Annotated in this window: 15 protein-coding genes; 4 read left to right on the forward strand and 11 right to left on the reverse strand. The window is 63.4% G+C overall.

Annotated elements, in window-relative coordinates; all coding sequences use genetic code 11:
- Nucleotides 1-36: 36 nt before the first annotated feature.
- Both rsmD and CFE28_15660 read right to left on the reverse strand, forming a co-directional pair.
- Nucleotides 37-603, reverse strand: a complete 567-nt coding sequence (rsmD, locus tag CFE28_15655) for a 16S rRNA (guanine(966)-N(2))-methyltransferase RsmD (GenBank protein ID OYU71298.1) — start codon at nucleotides 601-603, stop codon at nucleotides 37-39.
- Between the two features lie 22 nt (nucleotides 604-625).
- Nucleotides 626-1,792 carry a 23S rRNA pseudouridylate synthase B gene (locus CFE28_15660; GenBank protein OYU71299.1) on the reverse strand — a complete coding sequence of 389 codons (1,167 nt, stop codon included), beginning with the start codon at nucleotides 1,790-1,792 and terminating at the stop codon, nucleotides 626-628.
- Between the two features lie 12 nt (nucleotides 1,793-1,804).
- Between CFE28_15660 and CFE28_15665 the strand changes: the two genes are divergently transcribed.
- Nucleotides 1,805-2,242, forward strand: a complete 438-nt coding sequence (locus CFE28_15665) for a tRNA-specific adenosine deaminase (protein OYU71757.1) — start codon at nucleotides 1,805-1,807, stop codon at nucleotides 2,240-2,242.
- A gap of 2 nt (nucleotides 2,243-2,244) precedes the next feature.
- On the opposite strand, the gene CFE28_15670 is transcribed toward CFE28_15665, so the two are convergent.
- The 5 genes from CFE28_15670 to CFE28_15690 form a co-directional block, all read right to left on the reverse strand.
- On the reverse strand, nucleotides 2,245-3,096 hold the full coding sequence (locus CFE28_15670) for a dienelactone hydrolase (GenBank protein OYU71300.1): 852 nt from the start codon (nucleotides 3,094-3,096) through the stop codon (nucleotides 2,245-2,247).
- Nucleotides 3,097-3,193: 97 nt separating this feature from the next.
- On the reverse strand, nucleotides 3,194-4,366 hold the full coding sequence (locus CFE28_15675) for an alanine--glyoxylate aminotransferase (GenBank protein OYU71301.1): 1,173 nt from the start codon (nucleotides 4,364-4,366) through the stop codon (nucleotides 3,194-3,196).
- Nucleotides 4,367-4,452: 86 nt separating this feature from the next.
- On the reverse strand, nucleotides 4,453-5,223 hold the full coding sequence (locus tag CFE28_15680) for a protein tyrosine phosphatase (protein OYU71302.1): 771 nt from the start codon (nucleotides 5,221-5,223) through the stop codon (nucleotides 4,453-4,455).
- A 5-nt stretch (nucleotides 5,224-5,228) separates the two neighbouring features.
- Complete coding sequence (locus tag CFE28_15685; GenBank protein OYU71303.1) at nucleotides 5,229-6,689, reverse strand: AMP nucleosidase; 1,461 nt, start codon at nucleotides 6,687-6,689, stop codon at nucleotides 5,229-5,231.
- Between the two features lie 69 nt (nucleotides 6,690-6,758).
- Nucleotides 6,759-7,457, reverse strand: a complete 699-nt coding sequence (locus CFE28_15690) for a superoxide dismutase (GenBank protein OYU71304.1) — start codon at nucleotides 7,455-7,457, stop codon at nucleotides 6,759-6,761.
- 119 nt (nucleotides 7,458-7,576) lie between these two features.
- On the opposite strand from CFE28_15690, the gene CFE28_15695 reads away from it, so the two are divergent.
- Nucleotides 7,577-8,815: a dicarboxylate/amino acid:cation symporter gene (locus CFE28_15695; GenBank protein ID OYU71305.1), complete on the forward strand. Its 1,239-nt coding sequence runs from the start codon at nucleotides 7,577-7,579 to the stop codon at nucleotides 8,813-8,815.
- Between the two features lie 58 nt (nucleotides 8,816-8,873).
- Nucleotides 8,874-9,773, forward strand: a complete 900-nt coding sequence (locus tag CFE28_15700; GenBank protein OYU71306.1) for a zinc metalloprotease HtpX — start codon at nucleotides 8,874-8,876, stop codon at nucleotides 9,771-9,773.
- A 118-nt stretch (nucleotides 9,774-9,891) separates the two neighbouring features.
- Here the strand turns inward: CFE28_15700 and CFE28_15705 are convergent, their stop codons facing one another.
- The 3 genes from CFE28_15705 to CFE28_15715 all read right to left on the reverse strand — a co-directional run bounded on the left by CFE28_15705 (nucleotide 9,892) and on the right by CFE28_15715 (nucleotide 13,996).
- On the reverse strand, nucleotides 9,892-10,926 hold the full coding sequence (locus tag CFE28_15705; GenBank protein ID OYU71307.1) for a ribonucleotide-diphosphate reductase subunit beta: 1,035 nt from the start codon (nucleotides 10,924-10,926) through the stop codon (nucleotides 9,892-9,894).
- Nucleotides 10,927-11,143: 217 nt separating this feature from the next.
- A complete protein-coding gene (locus CFE28_15710; protein OYU71308.1) occupies nucleotides 11,144-12,001 on the reverse strand; it encodes a hypothetical protein in 858 nt (285 codons plus the stop codon).
- A 129-nt stretch (nucleotides 12,002-12,130) separates the two neighbouring features.
- On the reverse strand, nucleotides 12,131-13,996 hold the full coding sequence (locus CFE28_15715) for a ribonucleotide-diphosphate reductase subunit alpha (GenBank protein OYU71309.1): 1,866 nt from the start codon (nucleotides 13,994-13,996) through the stop codon (nucleotides 12,131-12,133).
- A gap of 532 nt (nucleotides 13,997-14,528) precedes the next feature.
- Here CFE28_15715 and CFE28_15720 point away from each other — a divergent pair.
- On the forward strand, nucleotides 14,529-15,098 hold the full coding sequence (locus CFE28_15720) for a hypothetical protein (GenBank protein OYU71310.1): 570 nt from the start codon (nucleotides 14,529-14,531) through the stop codon (nucleotides 15,096-15,098).
- Nucleotides 15,099-15,170: 72 nt separating this feature from the next.
- Here CFE28_15720 and CFE28_15725 read toward each other — a convergent pair whose 3' ends face one another.
- Nucleotides 15,171-16,370 (reverse strand): hypothetical protein, encoded by a 1,200-nt coding sequence (locus tag CFE28_15725; GenBank protein ID OYU71311.1) that lies wholly within the window; start codon nucleotides 16,368-16,370, stop codon nucleotides 15,171-15,173.
- Between the last annotated feature and the right edge of the window lie 4 nt (nucleotides 16,371-16,374).

Raw genomic sequence — 16,374 nt, forward strand, 5'->3', positions numbered from 1 at the left:
CGAGACCGGACCATCAGGGCTCACACAGGGTGAGGGTCAAGGCCGGTAGGCCAGAAAATGCACCCGGGCGGCGCCATAGTCGCGCACATCCAGCGCCTCGAAGCCGGCGACCTGGAAATCGGGTTCCGAAACACCCCGTTCGAAGACAATGATGGCCTTCGGCTCCAGCCAGCCGCCGTCGGCGAGCGAGCGCAGGGCCTGTTCGCCCAGGCCCTTTGCATAGGGAGGGTCCAGGAAGGCGATGTTGAATGCCGAACCGTCCGCTGCAGGCTTTGGCCCGAGGGCGGTGGCGTCCCTGCGATGGACCCGGGTCTGACCGAACAGGCTGAAGGCGTCGACATTCTCACGAATGGCGCCCCGGGCGTTTTCATCGGTCTCGACGAACAGGCAGAAGGCCGCGCCCCTGGAGATGGCTTCGAAACCAAGGGCGCCGGATCCTGCAAAGACATCCATGACCCGCGCGCCGTCCAGGTCGGGGCCCCAGGCGGCGTGTTCGAGAATGTTGAAGATGGCCTGCCGAGCCCGGTCGGATGTGGGGCGGGTGGCCGAACCCTCCGGAGCGGAGATAGCCTTGCCCTTCAGGGACCCTGAAACAATGCGCATGTCAGAACTCGCTTGTGACCGATCAGCGGCGCTTTGGGCCGCCCTTTGGCGGAGGGCCCGGGCGACGGGCTGGCGCGCCCTTTGTTGGCGCAGCTGAGGCGGGTCGATCCCCGGGCTTGGAGGTCGACGGACGGGCTGATCCTGGACTCTTGGGCCCTTCCCCCGTCCGGTTCCGGCCAATGACAGCAGGACCTGGCTTGGACGGGCGGGACTTGGTCGGATGACCGGTCTTGGGTTTGGCCTTTGCCCAGCCAGCCTTGTACTCCTTTTTCACGGGAACCACCGGCAGGGATGGGTCGCGCAGGGACACGGTCTTGGCGCCGGGCCCGACCCGCCTTTGCGACCCGGAAGGCAGGGGCGCCGAGCGCCACTGGGTCTTGTCGCCTGTGGGCAGGTTTTCGGGATCGATGTAGGCGGCCAGCTGCTCGCGGATGACCCGGGGCCCGACTTCCTCTACCGCGCCCACCGGCAGGGTGGCCAGGGCATAGGGGCCGTAGGAGAGGCGGATCAGCCGGTTGACCTTCAGGCCCAGGGATTCAAGGACCCGGCGGACTTCCCGGTTCTTGCCTTCGGCCAGGGTCAGGGTGATCCAGAGGTTCGAGCCGGACGGGCCGTCCTTGGCCTTGTCGAGAATGGCCTCAATGGCGCCATAGCGGACGCCCTCAACCGTGACGCCGTCCTTCAGCTTGTCCAGGCGTTCCTGGGTGACCCGGCCGTGCGCGCGGGCGCGATAGCGACGGATCAGGGCGGTGGAGGGCAGCTCCAGCGCACGGGCAAGGCCGCCGTCATTGGTCAGCAGCAGCAGGCCCTCGGTATTGAGGTCCAGGCGTCCGATGGAAATCAGTCGGGGCAGGCCCGGCGGCAGGGCGTCAAAGACTGTCGGCCTGCCCTGGGGGTCGCTGTGGCTGGTCACCAGGCCTACGGGCTTGTGATAGCGGAACAGGCGGGTGGGCTCGGCGTCAGCCACCACTTCCCCGTCCAGGGTGACAATGTCATTGGGGCCAACCTTGACGGCCGGACTGGTGAGGACACGGCCGTTCAGGGCCACGCGGCCAGCCTCGATAAGGCGCTCGACCTCGCGCCTGGAAGCGACACCGGCTCGCGCCAGGGACTTGGCTATGCGCTCACCGCCAGCTTCGGGGGATTGACCCGAAGGCGCGTCAGGGGTTCGTAGGGGATCGTGGACCATGATCAACTTACCATGCGCATCGCCCTGCAGGCGGCGCAAGACGCCGCTGCAAATGGCGAGGCGCCTATCGGAGCCGTCGTGGTCGATCCGACCACGGGAGAAGTGGTGTCTATAGGGTCAAATCGGCCAATCGCCGACCATGATCCCACGGCCCACGCAGAAATTGTCGCCCTACGGGAGGCCGCCCGGAAGCTGGGCAATTACCGCCTGACAGACCTGACCCTCTTCGTCACGCTCGAGCCCTGCGCCATGTGCGCCGGGGCCATCAGTCACGCGCGGATCGGAAGACTGGTCTTTGGCGCCGAAGACGCCAAGGGCGGGGCGGTGGTGAATGGTCCGAAGTTCTTCGAACAATCCACCTGCCACTGGCGCCCCACAGTGGAGAGCGGCGTCCTGGCGGAAGAAAGCTCAAGCCTGCTGAAAAGCTTCTTCCGCGCCCGCCGCAAGTGAGCCTAGACGAGCGCCCCCTTGTAGAGCGCGAGCAGTTCGCCCCAGGCCTTTTCTGCGGCGACCTGATTGTAGATGGCTGAACCCGGCACGCACCAGCCGTGCATGGCGTCGGAATAGACCTCGATCTTGGCCGAACCCTTTACCGCTTCAAAGGCCGCCTTCAGGGCGTCCTTGGCGGTGGGCTGGGCCTTGTCGTCATTGGCCGCGACGCCGAAATAGAACTGGGCCTTGATCTTCGGGACCAGCAGGTGCGGGCTGTCGGCCTTGTCGGTCACCAGACCGCCGCCGTGAAATGAGCCGCCAGCGCCAACACGGGCAGGAAGCGCCGCCGCCGTCTGCATGGTCATGGGACCGCCCATGCAATAGCCCTGCACACCGACCTTGGCCTTCCTGTTGGTGACCTTCTGGGCGTCCAGATAGGCGACGAGAGTTGTGGCGTCCCGGGCTACGGCGTCCGGCGTCAGGGGTGCGCGGATCACGGCCAGTTTGGCGCGGTCATCAGCGTTTCCGAAGTCGAAGGGCCCGGTAAAGACCGGCGCCGGTCTTGACCGGTAGAAGGGATTGGGGACAAGAACCACATAGCCCTGGGCCGCCAGCCGCTTGCCCATGTCCCTGAAGGCCGGGCGCAGACCAAGCGCATCCGGCCAGATCAGCACGGCCGGCCACTTGCCCTTGCCCATCGGGTGATAGAGGGCGGCGTCGCAATTACCATCCGCCGTCTTGATGGTGACGTCAGCCTCGACGACTTCGGCAGCCTGGGCCTCACCCGCCATGGCGACAACGGTGGTGGCGCCGGACAGGGCGGCGAAATCCCGGCGGGAAAGGTTGGGGGCGCTCAGATCGTCGGCGGCCATGGGTCAGCTCCGGAAGAAGGTGAAAATCCGGGAGACTATCGCCCAGCCGTCAGCGACCGGCAACCGGGGCGTGACGACGCGCCAGCCCGCGATGAATTCAGGCCAGGCTGGCGCTCATGGCCGCCAGGGCGGCCTTGCTGTCAGCCTTGAAGCCCTGGGCCTCGAGCGCTTCACAAAGCGCCGTCAGGCAGATCCGCACATGCCAGGGCGTGGCCGAAGCGCCCATGAGACCGATCCGCCAGACCTTGCCCTTGAGCGGGCCCAGGCCAGCGCCCAGCTCCAGGTCCCACTTTTCGAGGACGTAATTGCGGACAGCCGCCTCATCGACTCCATCGGGAACCAGGATGGTGTTGAGCTGGGGCAGACGATACTGGGGCGCCACCAGGAATTTCAGTCCTGCGGCCTCAATGCCGGCGGCAAGGGCTTCATGGGTGCGGGCGTGGCGGACCTGGACGGCCTGCTGACCCTCTTCGAAGATCGCCACAAGGCTCTCATGCAGACCATAGAGGGCGTTGATCGGCGCGGTGTGGTGATAGGTGCGTCCGCCCTCCCCGCCCCAATAGCTCATCAGCAGGTTGAAATCGCAAAGCCAGTTCCGGACCTTGGTCTTGCGGGCTGTGATGGCCGCCTGGGCCCGCTGGGACAGGGCGATGGGCGACAGGCCGGGAGGGGCCGAGAGGCATTTCTGGGTGCCGGAGTAGACCGCGTCGGCATCCCAGGCCGCCACGTCCACAGGAATGCCGCCAAGGGAGGTCACGCAGTCGACAATGGACAGGGCGCCATACTTGCGGGCCAGGGCGCAGAGGGTGGCCGCATCGGAGCGGACGCCCGTTGAGGTCTCGGCATGAACGAAGGCCAGAACCTTGACGGGGCCTGCAGACTTCAGGGCCTCTTCCACCACCGCCGGGTCAACAGGATGGCCCCATTCGAACTCGACCTTGGTCACCTCGGCGCCGGCCCGGTCGGCCATGTCGGCCATGCGGCCGCCAAAGGCGCCGTTGATGGCGATCACCGCCCGGTCGCCGGGCTCGAGCAGGTTCATGATGGCCGCTTCCATGCCCGCCGTTCCGGGCGCCGGCAGGGGGACGCAGGCATGGTCCGGTGCATTGAACAGCCGGGCCAGGGCGCCCTTGATCTCTTCCATCAGCAACTGGAACTGCGGATCCAGGTGACCAATGGTCGGTCGCGCCAGGGCGGCCAGCACCCGGGGGCTGACATCCGAAGGACCCGGTCCCATCAGTATGCGGCGCGGCGGCTGGAAGCTTTGCATGGTCGTCCCTGTCGGAAAAAGCGTCTCTGGAAATGCGGCCCCTTCTCCCTTTGCAGAGGGCGAATGACAAGTGGCCGGTGATTTAATCAGCGGAGTATGCGGGCCTCGATCTGCGCCTTGCGCCGGGAGTCCACCCCCAGCACTTCGGTCAGGTATGCGTCAAAGGACCCCGAGGTTGCTGTGATCTGCTCAAAGGCGGCGTCCAGATAGGACTCATGAACGCTGACGGCGACCTTGAGGGCCTCTTCGCTGACCACCTTGCCGGCAGTGTTGCGGATCCATGGCCCCAGGAAGTCGATCCGCTTCTGCATGCGGCCTTCATGATTGGTCGCCAGGAAATCGGCGCGGATGTCGTCCTGGTGCACGCCCGCCAGATGATGGGTCAGGGCGCAGATCATGCCGGTCCTGTCCTTGCCCGCCGAACAGTGGACCAGGATGGCGCCCTCGGATTCAGCCAGGACCTGAAAATACCGGGAGAACAGATCCACATAGCGGGGGTCATAGGGCGTCGCCCGGTAGAAGCTGATGGAGTCCTCCCGGAACCAATCGGCGTCGACCTCATGACTGGCGGCCATCAGGTGGGACCAGTCGCTGCCCTCGGGCTCGTGGTCATTCTCCACCACATGGGCGTCGAAATCGGTCCACCGTCGGGACGGCTCGCGCTGACGCTCCATGGGTCGGCGCAGGTCGACTATGGCCCTGACGCCCAGGGCGCCCAGAAGCTCGATGTCGTCATCGGAGGCATAGGCGTGGTTGGCGGACCGGAAGAGAACCCCGCGCTTCAGGCCTCGTCCGCAGGCCGTGTCATAGCCGCCGAAGTCGCGGAAGTTCTCGATGGTTTCGATATGTGGCGTCATGGCCCTTACCGGAACGGCGGCTCATCGAAGCTGCGCAGCTTGCGCGAGTGCAGCTTGTTCCCCTCCTTGCGGAGCAGGTCCATGGTCGCCAGACCGATCTGCAGGTGCTGGCCTATGGCGCGCTCATAGAAGGCGTTGGCCTGGCCAGGCAGCTTGAGCTCGCCATGCAGGGGCTTGTCCGAAACGCAAAGCAGGGTGCCGTACGGCACCCGGAACCGGTATCCCTGGGCGGCGATGGTGGCGCTTTCCATGTCGATGGCCACGGCCCTGGACTGATTGAACCGCAGGGCGCTGGAGGAATAGCGCAGCTCCCAGTTCCGGTCGTCGGTGGTGACGACAGTCCCCGTGCGCAGGCGACGCTTCAGGAGATCCCCCGATTCGCCGGTGATGATTTCCGCGGCGCGGCCCATGGCCACCTGGATCTCGGCGATGGGCGGGATCGGGATTTCCGGCGGCAGGACGCCGTCCAGAACGTGATCGTCCCGCAGATAGGCGTGAGCCAGGACATAGTCGCCAATGGTCTGCGAGCCGCGCAGGCCGCCGCAGTGGCCGATCATCAGCCAGGCCTGAGGACGAAGGACCGCCAGGTGGTCGGTGATGGTCTTGGCGTTGGAAGGACCGACGCCGATATTGACCAGGGTCACCCCTAGTCGGCCTTCCGCCATAAGGTGGTAGGCGGGCATCTGGTGCTTTCGCCATGTCCCGTCGGCGATGGTCTGCTCGGGATTGGGCGTATCCCTGGTCACAACCACGCGGCCGGCGGCCGAGAGCGCTGTGTAAGGGCTGTCAGGCGCCTTGAGCTGCTCGCAGGCCCAGTGGACGAACTCATCCACATAGCGGTGATAGTTGGTGAAGAGGATGAACTGCTGGACGTGCTCGGCGGGCGCGCCGGTATAGTGGGTCAGGCGGGCCAGGGAGAAGTCGGTGCGCAGGCCGTCGAACAGGGCCAGTGGCCTCGCCTGTTCCAGGGTCGGCGCATAGAAGCCGTCGGCCACTTCATCGCCGATGAAGGCCAGTTCCGTGGTCGGGAAATGCCGGGCGATATCGGCCGAACCGACATCAGCCATGGCCATATCGACTGACCCGTCCAGGACATACGGAAAGGGAATTTCCTGGGTCGAGCGTGCGACCTCGATCGTCACGTCGAAGTCCGACAGGATCAGGCCGATCTGCTCGATCAGATAGTCCTTGAAGTGATCCGGCCGGGTGACCGTCACCGCATAGCTGCCCGGGGAGGCCAGGCGGGCGAATGCCCGGGACAGGCGGGGATAGAGCTGACCGGGCGCCCAGTGAAGGCGAAGCTCGGGATAGGTGAAGGCGCCATTGGCCCGCAGGGACGGATCGGGCGCAGGACCGCCGGAAAGGAAGGTCTTAAGGGCTGATCGAAGGGCCTCGACCGAGGCGCGGTATTCGTCGTTGAGTTGGCTCCAGATCCGGAGCGCTTCGTTTTCAATTTCATCTGTCATGGCGGCTTATAGCGCACTTTTTGACAGATTTCGAGACGCAGCCTGCGCTGCGCCTCGAACTTCACGAAATCAGGCCGTCGCCTTGGCGAAGATCGCGTCGGCCCGGGTCCAGTTGAAGGTCGCCATGATGGCGTCCACATAGGCGGCGGCCTTGGCGCCGTAATCCATGGCGTAGGCGTGTTCATACATGTCCATGGCCAGGATCGGGGTGGCGCCGGCCATGGTCATGGTGTGATCCATGGCCCACTGGTTCATCAGCCGGTTGTCGCGATGGCTGTAGGTCAGCAGTACCCAGCCGGAACCACCACCCAGGGCCTTGCCCATGGCCGAGAACTCGGCGCGCCATTTGGCTTCGCTGCCGAAATCCCGCTCGATGGCGCGGCTCAGGGCGGCGCCAGGGCGGTTCGCCGGACCAAGGCCGCCGAAATAGAGCTCATGCAGGATCATCGAATTCCAGGCGATCAGCTCTTCGCGCTTCAGCCCATTGAGCAGGAAGCCCGGAGCAGTGGCCATGTCGAGCCCAGCCAGCTGGGTCTCGATAGACCCGAGACGCTTCACGGCGCCCACATAATTGTTGCCGTGGTGGCTGGTCAGCAGCTTTTCCGAAATGCCGGGAATGGTGTTCGGGTCGAACGGAAGGGGCTTGGGCTGGGGGGAAAACGCCGTGGGGGCTGCAGCGACCTGGGCCTCGGCTCCCGTTGCGGCGACGGCGGATGCGAGGGCGACGGCGCCGAACAGCTGCCGACGATCTAGGCTGGAATTGTCCATGAAAATCTCCTTCGGGGGACTCTGACCCTAGGCCAGCAACAGGGACATGGACAGGAGGCTATGGACGCGCAAGGTGATCCCGGCGACAAATGGACAAAGTTCAAGGCTTGGGGCCCTTCATGAATCGTCTTTTCACCAGTCTCGTCATCGCCGCCATGGTGTTGGGCGTTCTCGCCGGCCTGGCCATGCACGCCTTTCTGCCTGCAGAACAGGCCAAGGCCTGGGCAGACGGCCTGGGGATCATCACCACGATCTTCCTGCGCATGATCAAGATGATCATCGCTCCACTGGTGTTTGCGACACTGGTTGCCGGCATCGCCCATATGGAAGACGCGGCGGCCGTGGGCCGGGTCGGCGTCAAGACGATGTTCTGGTTCATCTCGGCCTCGATCATTTCCCTGACCATCGGCCTGGTCATGGTTCAATGGCTGCAGCCAGGCGCCGGGATTACGCCAGACCCGACAGCCACGGCAGGCGCCCTGGCGGGCGGCGCCCAACTCACCTTCAAGGAGTTCATCACCACCCACCTGGTGCCGGAATCGATCATCAAGTCGATGGCGAACAATGAGATCCTGCCCATTGTCATCTTCTCAGTCTTCATCGGCACGGCCATTGCGGCGACCGAGGACCGCGCACCGGCGATCCTGAACCTGGTTGAACAGATCTCCACCGTCATGCTGAAGGTGACCGGCTATGTGATGTCGGTTTCGCCCCTCGCCATCTTTGCCTCGCTGGCTTCCGTCATCGCCATCAAGGGGCCCGATATTCTGGGCGCCTATGTAAAATTCATCGGGGGCTTCTACCTGTCGCTGGGCCTGCTCTGGGTGCTGCTCGGCGCGGCCCTGATCATGATTGTGGGCCCGAGCGCTTTGAGGCTCATCGGTCTCATCCGCCAGCCAATCGTCCTGGCCTTCTCTACGGCGTCGTCCGAGGCGGCCTATCCCGGCACCCTCGAGGCCCTGCAGAAATTCGGGGTTTCCAAGAAGGTCGCAAGCTTCGTCCTGCCCCTGGGCTATTCGTTCAATCTGGACGGATCGATGATGTACTGCACCTTCGCCACCCTGTTTATCGCCCAGATCTATGGCGTCGACCTGACCCTGGGCCAGCAGATCACCATGCTGGGCCTGCTGATGATCACGTCCAAGGGCATGGCGGGGGTTCCAAAGGCCTCGATCGTCGTCATCGCCGCCACCCTGGCCTATTTCAAGCTGCCCGAAGCCGGCATCGGCATCATCCTGGCGGCGGACCAGCTGCTGGACATGGGACGCTCTGCGACCAATGTCGTCGGCAATTCCGTGGCCAGCGCCGTCGTTGCCAAGTGGGAAGGCCAGATCACCGAGCCATCCGAACAGACCTAGGGCCTTCACTTCCCGCGCGGCCTTCCCATATCTCACCGACGGTTATCGGGAAGGACCCATGCGCAACCACATTCGAACCTTCATGCTTCTGGCGGCCCTGACGGCGATATTTGTCGGGGTCGGCTACATGATTGCAGGCCCTGCAGGCATGGCCATGGCCTTTCTGTTCGGGCTGGGCATGAACCTGATCAGCTATTGGAACTCGGACAAGATCGTCCTTGGTCTCTATGGCGCAAAGCCGGTGGACCTGCAGCATCCTGACGCCCTGGTGCGGAACTATGTGAGCGATGTGCTGGACCTGGCCCGCAGGGCCAATCTGCCCCCACCCAAGATCTATCTGATCGACGAAGACCAGCCCAATGCCTTCGCCACCGGGCGTGATCCCGAGCATGCTGCGGTAGCGGCGACCCGGGGTCTGCTGGCCATGCTGGACCGGCGGGAGATCAGGGGTGTCATGGCTCATGAACTGGCCCATGTGCGCAATCGCGACACTCTGACCATGACGGTGACAGCGACCATAGCTGGCGCAGTGTCAGCCCTGGCGAATATTGCATTCTTCTTTGGCGGCGACCGGGACCGTCCTGCTGGCCTGATCGGTACGATCGCCATGGCGATATTCGCCCCCATGGCTGCAGCCCTGGTGCAGATGGCCATCAGCCGTGGACGCGAATACGAGGCCGACCGAGGCGGCGCCGAGATTTCGGATGATCCCCAGGCCCTGGCGGACGCCTTGCTGAAGATTGAGTCCTATGCCCGGCAGGTTCCGAACATGGATGCGGAACGCAATCCGGCGACGAGCCACATGTTCATCATCAACCCGCTTTCGGGCGCCGGGGCGGACAATCTGTTTTCCACCCATCCCGCGACCCAGAACCGCGTCGCGGCTCTGATGGCGATGGCGGGGGTACGACGGCCGGCAGTTCCCTTCACGGCCCACAAGCCCGGGCCGTGGGGATAGGTCCCTAGAGCCCTTTCCGATCTGACTGCAGCAGTCAGATCGGGCGAAAAGGGCTCTAATTCAATAAGGTAGAGCATTTTTCGATCCGATAACCGAGTCCCACTTATCGGAAAATGCTCTAGTCTACAGTGAGGGTGTCCGGCTGGGTCCGCTTGGACAGCAGCTTGTCAAACTCGGTCCAGACGCCGTCTGATCCGTGCCATTGGCCCTTGGTCGCAGCCTTGGAATACTCGGTGGACCGCGCCTCGAAGAAGTTGGCGTGCTCGACACCCGACAGCATGGACTGAAGCCAGGGCAAGGGGTTCTCCTTGGCGCCGCCATAGACCTCAGGCAGGCCAAGCTGGCGCAGGCGCCAGTCAGCGATGAAGCGGATATAGGCCTTGATGTCCTCTGGGGTCATGCCCTGGACCTCGCCGGCGGCGAAGGCCAGATCAATGAACTTGTCTTCCAGACCCACCACCGTCTTGCAGCAGTCGACAATGTCGTCGGCCACCGACTTGGTGACCGCGCCGGTTTCCTTGTTGAAGGCGTGATAGAGCTTCACAATGCCTTCGCAGTGCAGGCTTTCATCGCGGACGGACCAGCTGACGATCTGGCCCATGCCCTTCATCTTGTTGTGGCGCGGGAAGTTCAGCAGCATGGCGAAACTCGCGAACAGCTGCAGGCCTTCGGTGAACCCGCCGAACATGGCCAGGGTGCGGGCGATATCGGCGTGGGTTTCAACGCCGAACTTCTGCATGTAGTCGTGCTTGTCCCGCATTTCCTGGAACTCCAGGAAGGCCGTGAATTCCGAATCGGGCATGCCGATGGTTTCCAGCAGCAGGGCGTAGGCGGCGATGTGGATGGTCTCCATATTGGAGAACGAGGCCAGCATCATCTTCACTTCAGTCGGTTTGAAGACGCGTGAATAGCGCTCCATATAGTTGTCGTTCACCTCGACGTCAGACTGGGTGAAGAAGCGGAAGATCTGGGTAAGGAGGTTGCGCTCCTTGTCATTCAGCTTGGTCGCCCAATCCTTGAGGTCTTCGCCCAGCGGCACCTCTTCGGGCATCCAGTGAACCTGCTGCTGCTTCTTCCAATAGTCATGAGCCCAGGGATAGCGGAAAGGCTTGTAGGCGAAGGAGGGTGTGAGCAGGCCAGGAAGAGAGGTCACGGGCTTAAAATCCGGCAGGTCTGAAACGGTGAGGACGGCTTGATGGAATCGACTTTAGACACCGTTCGCCTCCAACATCTAGCGATGAGTTAACGACGGCCCCCAAGATGTTGTGAATTTTGGTGTGGAGCCACAATTCGACCAGGACAGCCTAACGCGCTGTTACAGGCTCACAAGCAGGTTCTGATGGAGAAATCGCCGCAGGCGTTGGCGGGACTTAACGCTTGGGCTTGATCGAGAAGGACAGCGCGACCATGGAATCGGTCTTGAACTGCTGGCCCCAGATGGCGTGATCGCCCTTCACTTCGCGGTGGATCAGACCCAGGGAGGTCTGCATGTCGCCCTGACGCCAGCCGAGGCCCAGCTGGGCGTCACCCACAAGGGCGCTGGCATTGTCCGTGGACCAGGACCGGTCCCAACCGGTCGCGTCGTCCTTCTGCATGTTCAGGCCCATGGCCCGACCGCTGGCTGCAGCAAAGACGTACCACCGCCCTGCCTGGTCAAGGGCGGCGCCATCGTGAACACCCAGTTGGTCCAGGGCATTGGTCAGTGACTGCGAATTGCGACCGAAGGTCAGGGTCGCGCCGGCTTCGGCGGAATTGCCCCGGTTGGAGAAACCGAACCCGGCATGAGGAGTTACATCAACGCCAAAGCGCTCTCCGCGCAGGCTGAAGGCGCCCGGCCAATCCCGGGTGACCCGAACTTCATAGTCAGGGTTGGCGGGGTCTGTGGCGACAAGATCGTTGGCGCCGACAGGAGGCTGGACCTGACCATGGGAAATCCGGAGGGTGTCGACCGTTCCGCCACTCATGGCGACGGCGCGGGCGAGGTAGTCATCCCGCCATCTGAATTGAGGCGCCGCGGGATTGGCCAGGTCGAGCAACCGGCTGATGACATCTTCCTGCGGCGCAGGTTCGGCGGCAGACGTCGAGGGTGAGAAGGCGGCTTCGCGAAGGTCCGACACCACACTTTTCGGCAGGGATGCAGAATCGGCCAGGGCGTGCCCGAGTGACACCCCGCTCGCCCCAATGACGATGGCTATGGCAGCCAACGACTTCATTCCGTCACTCCTCATGTCGCCGTATCAACGTGCGACCCTGGGACACTGTTCCAACTCAAGCGGTTGGTGCAATCAGATTGTGCGCGGACATGGTTAAGAAGGCCCGAATCCGGCTGGATCTCCCGGATTCGGGTGGAAATCAGCCTATTGGCAGGCGAGGCACTCGTCATAGTCGGTGTGCTGGGACGGACCGGCCTCAACCTGGACAATGGCTTCACCGCCGGCATGCGATGCCCGCTGAACCGACTTTGAGCGCAGGTAGTAGAGGGATTTGCAGCCCCGCTCCCATGCCTGCCAGTGCAGCATGTGGAGGTCCCACTTGTCCACGTCGCCAGGCAGGAAGATGTTGACCGACTGGGACTGGCAGATGTCGGGTGTGCGGTCGGCGGCCAGTTCGATAACCCAACGCTGGTCCAGTTCGAAGGCGGTCTTGAAGACGTCCTTCTCGTCCTGGGTCAGGAAGTCCAGGTGCTGGACCGAGCCTTCATTTTCCAGGATCGAATCCCAGACCTGGGGGGTGTTCTTCTCTTTTTCGTCCAGCAGACGCTCGAGGAAGATGTTGCGGACCGCAAACGTCCCCGACAGGGTCTTGTGGGTATAGATATTGGCCGGAATGGGCTCGATGCCGGCGCTGGTCCCGCCACAGATGATCGAGATCGAAGCGGTCGGCGCGATGGCCAGCTTGTGGCTGAACCGCTCCATGACCCCACGCTCGGCGGCGTCAGGGCAGGGTCCGCGTTCGGCGGCCAGGGTGCGGGAAGCCGCATCGGTCTGCCGGCGCAGGTGCTTGAACAGGCGCATGTTCCAGGACTTGGCCAGGGCGCTCTCGAAGGGCACGTTCTGCATCTGCAGGAAGGAGTGGAAGCCCATCAGGCCCAGGCCGACCGAGCGCTCACGGGTTGCGGCGTAAACGGCGTTGGCCATTTCCGGCGGGGCGCGGCCAATGAAGTCCTGCAGGACATTGTCCAGGAACCGCATGACGTCTTCGATGAAGGTCGGATGGTCGCGCCATTCCATGAAGGTCTCGGCGTTCACCGAGGACAGGCAGCAGACGGCGGTCCGGTCGTGGCCCAGATGGTCCTTGCCGGTGTGCAGCATGATTTCCGAGCACAGGTTGGACTGGCGCACAGACAGGCCCAGATCCTGCTGATGCTGCGGCATGGCGCGGTTCACCGTGTCGGAGAAGATCAGATAGGGCTCGCCGGTCTGCAGGCGGATCTCCAGGATCTTCTGCCACAGGGAACGGGCGTCGACCTCACGCAGGACTTCATTGTTCTTGGGCGAGCGCAGGCCGAACATGGCGCCCTCGCGGACGGCTTCCATGAATTCGTCAGAGATCGAAATGCCGTGGTGCAGGTTCAGGGACTTGCGGTTGAAATCGCCTGAGGGTTTGCGGATTTCGAGGAACTCCTCGATCTCCGGATGGTGGATGTCCAGATAGACCGCAGCTGATCCCCGGCGAAGGGAGCCCTGGCTGATGGCCAGGGTCAGGCTGTCCATGACCCGGATGAAGGGGATGATGCCGCTGGTCTGGCCCGCGCCCTTGACCTTTTCGCCAATGGACCGGACGCCGCCCCAATAGGTGCCGATGCCGCCACCGTTGGAGGCCAGGGCGACGTTCTCGTTCCACACGCCCTGAATGCCTTCCAGGGAATCGCCCACGGCGTTCAGGAAGCAGGAAATGGGCAGGCCGCGATTGGCGCCGCCGTTGGACAGGACCGGAGTCGACGGCATGAACCAGAGTTGGGAGATGTAATCATAGATCCGCTGGGCATGGTCGGCGTCGTCGGCATAGGCCGTTGCGACTCGTGCAAACATGTCCTGATAGCTCTCACCGGCCAGAAGATAGCGGTCTTCCAGGGTGGTCTTGCCGAAGTCGGTCAGCAGGGCATCCCGCGACCGGTCGACCTCGACCTTGCGAACCAACTGGAGTTGCGGTCGCTCTGCACGCTCCGAACCAGCTTTCGCCGCCTCTGAAATCGCCCGCACTGCCGCTTCGCTACCGCTCATGACCCAAAACCCATACTTATCAGACGTTTCCGGCGAGGCCCCTCCCCAACCGGCTTATCGCTATATCTAGTGGGCGCCCCGCCCTGATACGCAACATCATGGGGCACCAAGCCTAATGACTCGTCAACGGCCTGAGGGAGTTCTCCACGTCTGTTTTTTGACAATGAAAAGTTAACGCCAGAGCCTGAGGCTTGATCAAGCTGGTCTTTCAGACTCCGGGCCGTTTTTTGATCACGCGACTGTGATCGCCGCTTGCGGCATAAGGTCGCCGGGGAGTTTTCGGCGCTGAATCGCAATGGGTGTCTTGTGGCGGCCTGCAATTGGGCATATCCCGACCGCGTCACTGGGGAGTAGCCGTCCGCGCGTTTCAGCGGAGGGTGCGTCAACAAACTTGGACCGGAATTGCTTCCGGGACATGGCGCATCCAGCCTTTCGGGCCTGGCGAGACTTTTGGCTTTCGTGTGTCGTTCCCAGGCGGGATCGGCGGCGCGGAGAGCCATTGGTCCTGTTCCGATCCCGCCGTGAGCCAGATATGAACCTTCAACCCCTGCTTATCTCCACGGGTCTCGTGGCGATCGCCGAGATCGGCGACAAGACACAACTCCTTGCCATCCTGTTAGCGGCGCGGTTTCGCAAGCCAGCGCCAATCATCGCCGGAATCCTGGTGGCGACCATTGGAAACCACCTTCTGGCGGCGGCTGTCGGCGCCGCGGCGGGGAATCTGCTGGACGGTCCCTGGACCAAATGGGTGCTGGGCCTGGCCTTCATCGCTTTTGGCGCCTGGGCCCTGATTCCGGACAAGTTTGAAGACGGCGATGCGCCTCGGGACAAGCCCGGCGCTTCGGTCTTCATTACGACGGTCGTCGCCTTCTTCTTTGTCGAGATGGGCGACAAGACCCAGGTCGCCACTGTGGCCCTGGCCGCGCGCTTCCATGAGGTCTTCATGGTGGCTGCTGGCACAACCCTGGGCATGATGGTCGCCAATGTCCCGGCGGTCTTCATTGGACAGGCTGCCGCAGAGAAACTGCCCCTGACCTATATCCGCTGGGCCGCAGCGGCGTCCTTCGCCGCCATCGGGGTCTGGATCCTGATCGCCGGCTGAGGTGGGGCGCAAAACAAAAGGCCCGGTCTTTCGACCGGGCCTTCGTTATTCGGCTGAACGCCTGTCGATCGATCAGAAGTTGATGTCGATCGTCGAACGACGGTTCAGGGGTTCCTTGACACCATCGCCAGTGGCGACGGCGAGCATGGTCTCACCCTTCCAGTCGACTTGCAGCGAACCGGCGCCGACGCCCAGACCGACCAGCGAGTCAGCCACGGCCTTTGCACGACGTTCCGACAGGCGGACGTTGTAGGCCGGCGAACCGGAGGAGTCGGTGTGACCGACGACGATCACGCGGGTGGCGTGGCCGGCGTTGGCGTAGTTGGCGGCTTCCGAAACCACCGTCTGGGCTTCCGCGGTCAGGATGGCCTGATCGAAGGGGAAGTAGACGATGAACTGCTTGGCCTCAAACGCCGGCGGGGGCGGAGGAGGCGGAGGCGGCGGAGGAGGAGGCGGAGGCGGCGGAGGGGGCGGCGGAGGCGGCGGCGGGGGAGGAGCAGCTGCGAAGGAGTAACGCAGGCCCACAGTCGCCGAAGCGTCGCGGTAGTCGCCCTTGAACACGCCGGGCTGAAGGGCGTGAGAACCAGTCGACTTGAAGGAGGAGTCAGCACCACCGAGATAACGGTAGGTCATGTCCACGTTCAGGCGATCGGTCGCCTTCCAGGCCAGGCCGGCGATCAGCTGGTAAGCGATCGTCGTGTCGGACTTGGAGATGGCCAGGTTCTGGTAAGCCGGGTTGGCCGCCGTAATGGCGCCCGTCACGGTGGAGAACTGACCCATCAGGCCGTCAACCTTCATCTGGTTGACGCCGAGACCGGCGCCGACAAACGGGTTGATCGTGGCGTCAGGCATGAAGTCGTAAAGGACATTGCCCATCAGCGACCAGACCTGGACGCTGCCCGTCGGAGAACCGCAGGTCGGCGAAGCCGCGGTGCGGATCACGCCAGGAGCGCAGAGGCCGATGATGGCCTGGTTGGCGCCGCCGCGGAACGAATTCACGTCACCCGCGCGATAGCCGCCTTCCAGTTCAACGCGCCAGTTGTTGGACACGCGATAGCCGAGACGCGCAAAGCCCGCCCAGTCTTCCTTTTGGTTGAGGTCCCACTCATACGGCTTGCCAGCCGAAGAGTTGTTGCTGGACTTCAGCGAAAAGCTGTCGGGCCAATGATAGCCCATGTCGACAGCGCCGTACCAGCCGGTATCCGCAGCGGACGCCCCGGTGGCGACGCAGACCGCAGCGATGGCGGCCCCTGCCAGAAGTTTGAATTTCATATTC

The sequence above is a fragment of the Alphaproteobacteria bacterium PA2 genome (genome assembly GCA_002256425.1).
Taxonomy (GTDB): domain Bacteria; phylum Pseudomonadota; class Alphaproteobacteria; order Caulobacterales; family Caulobacteraceae; genus Phenylobacterium.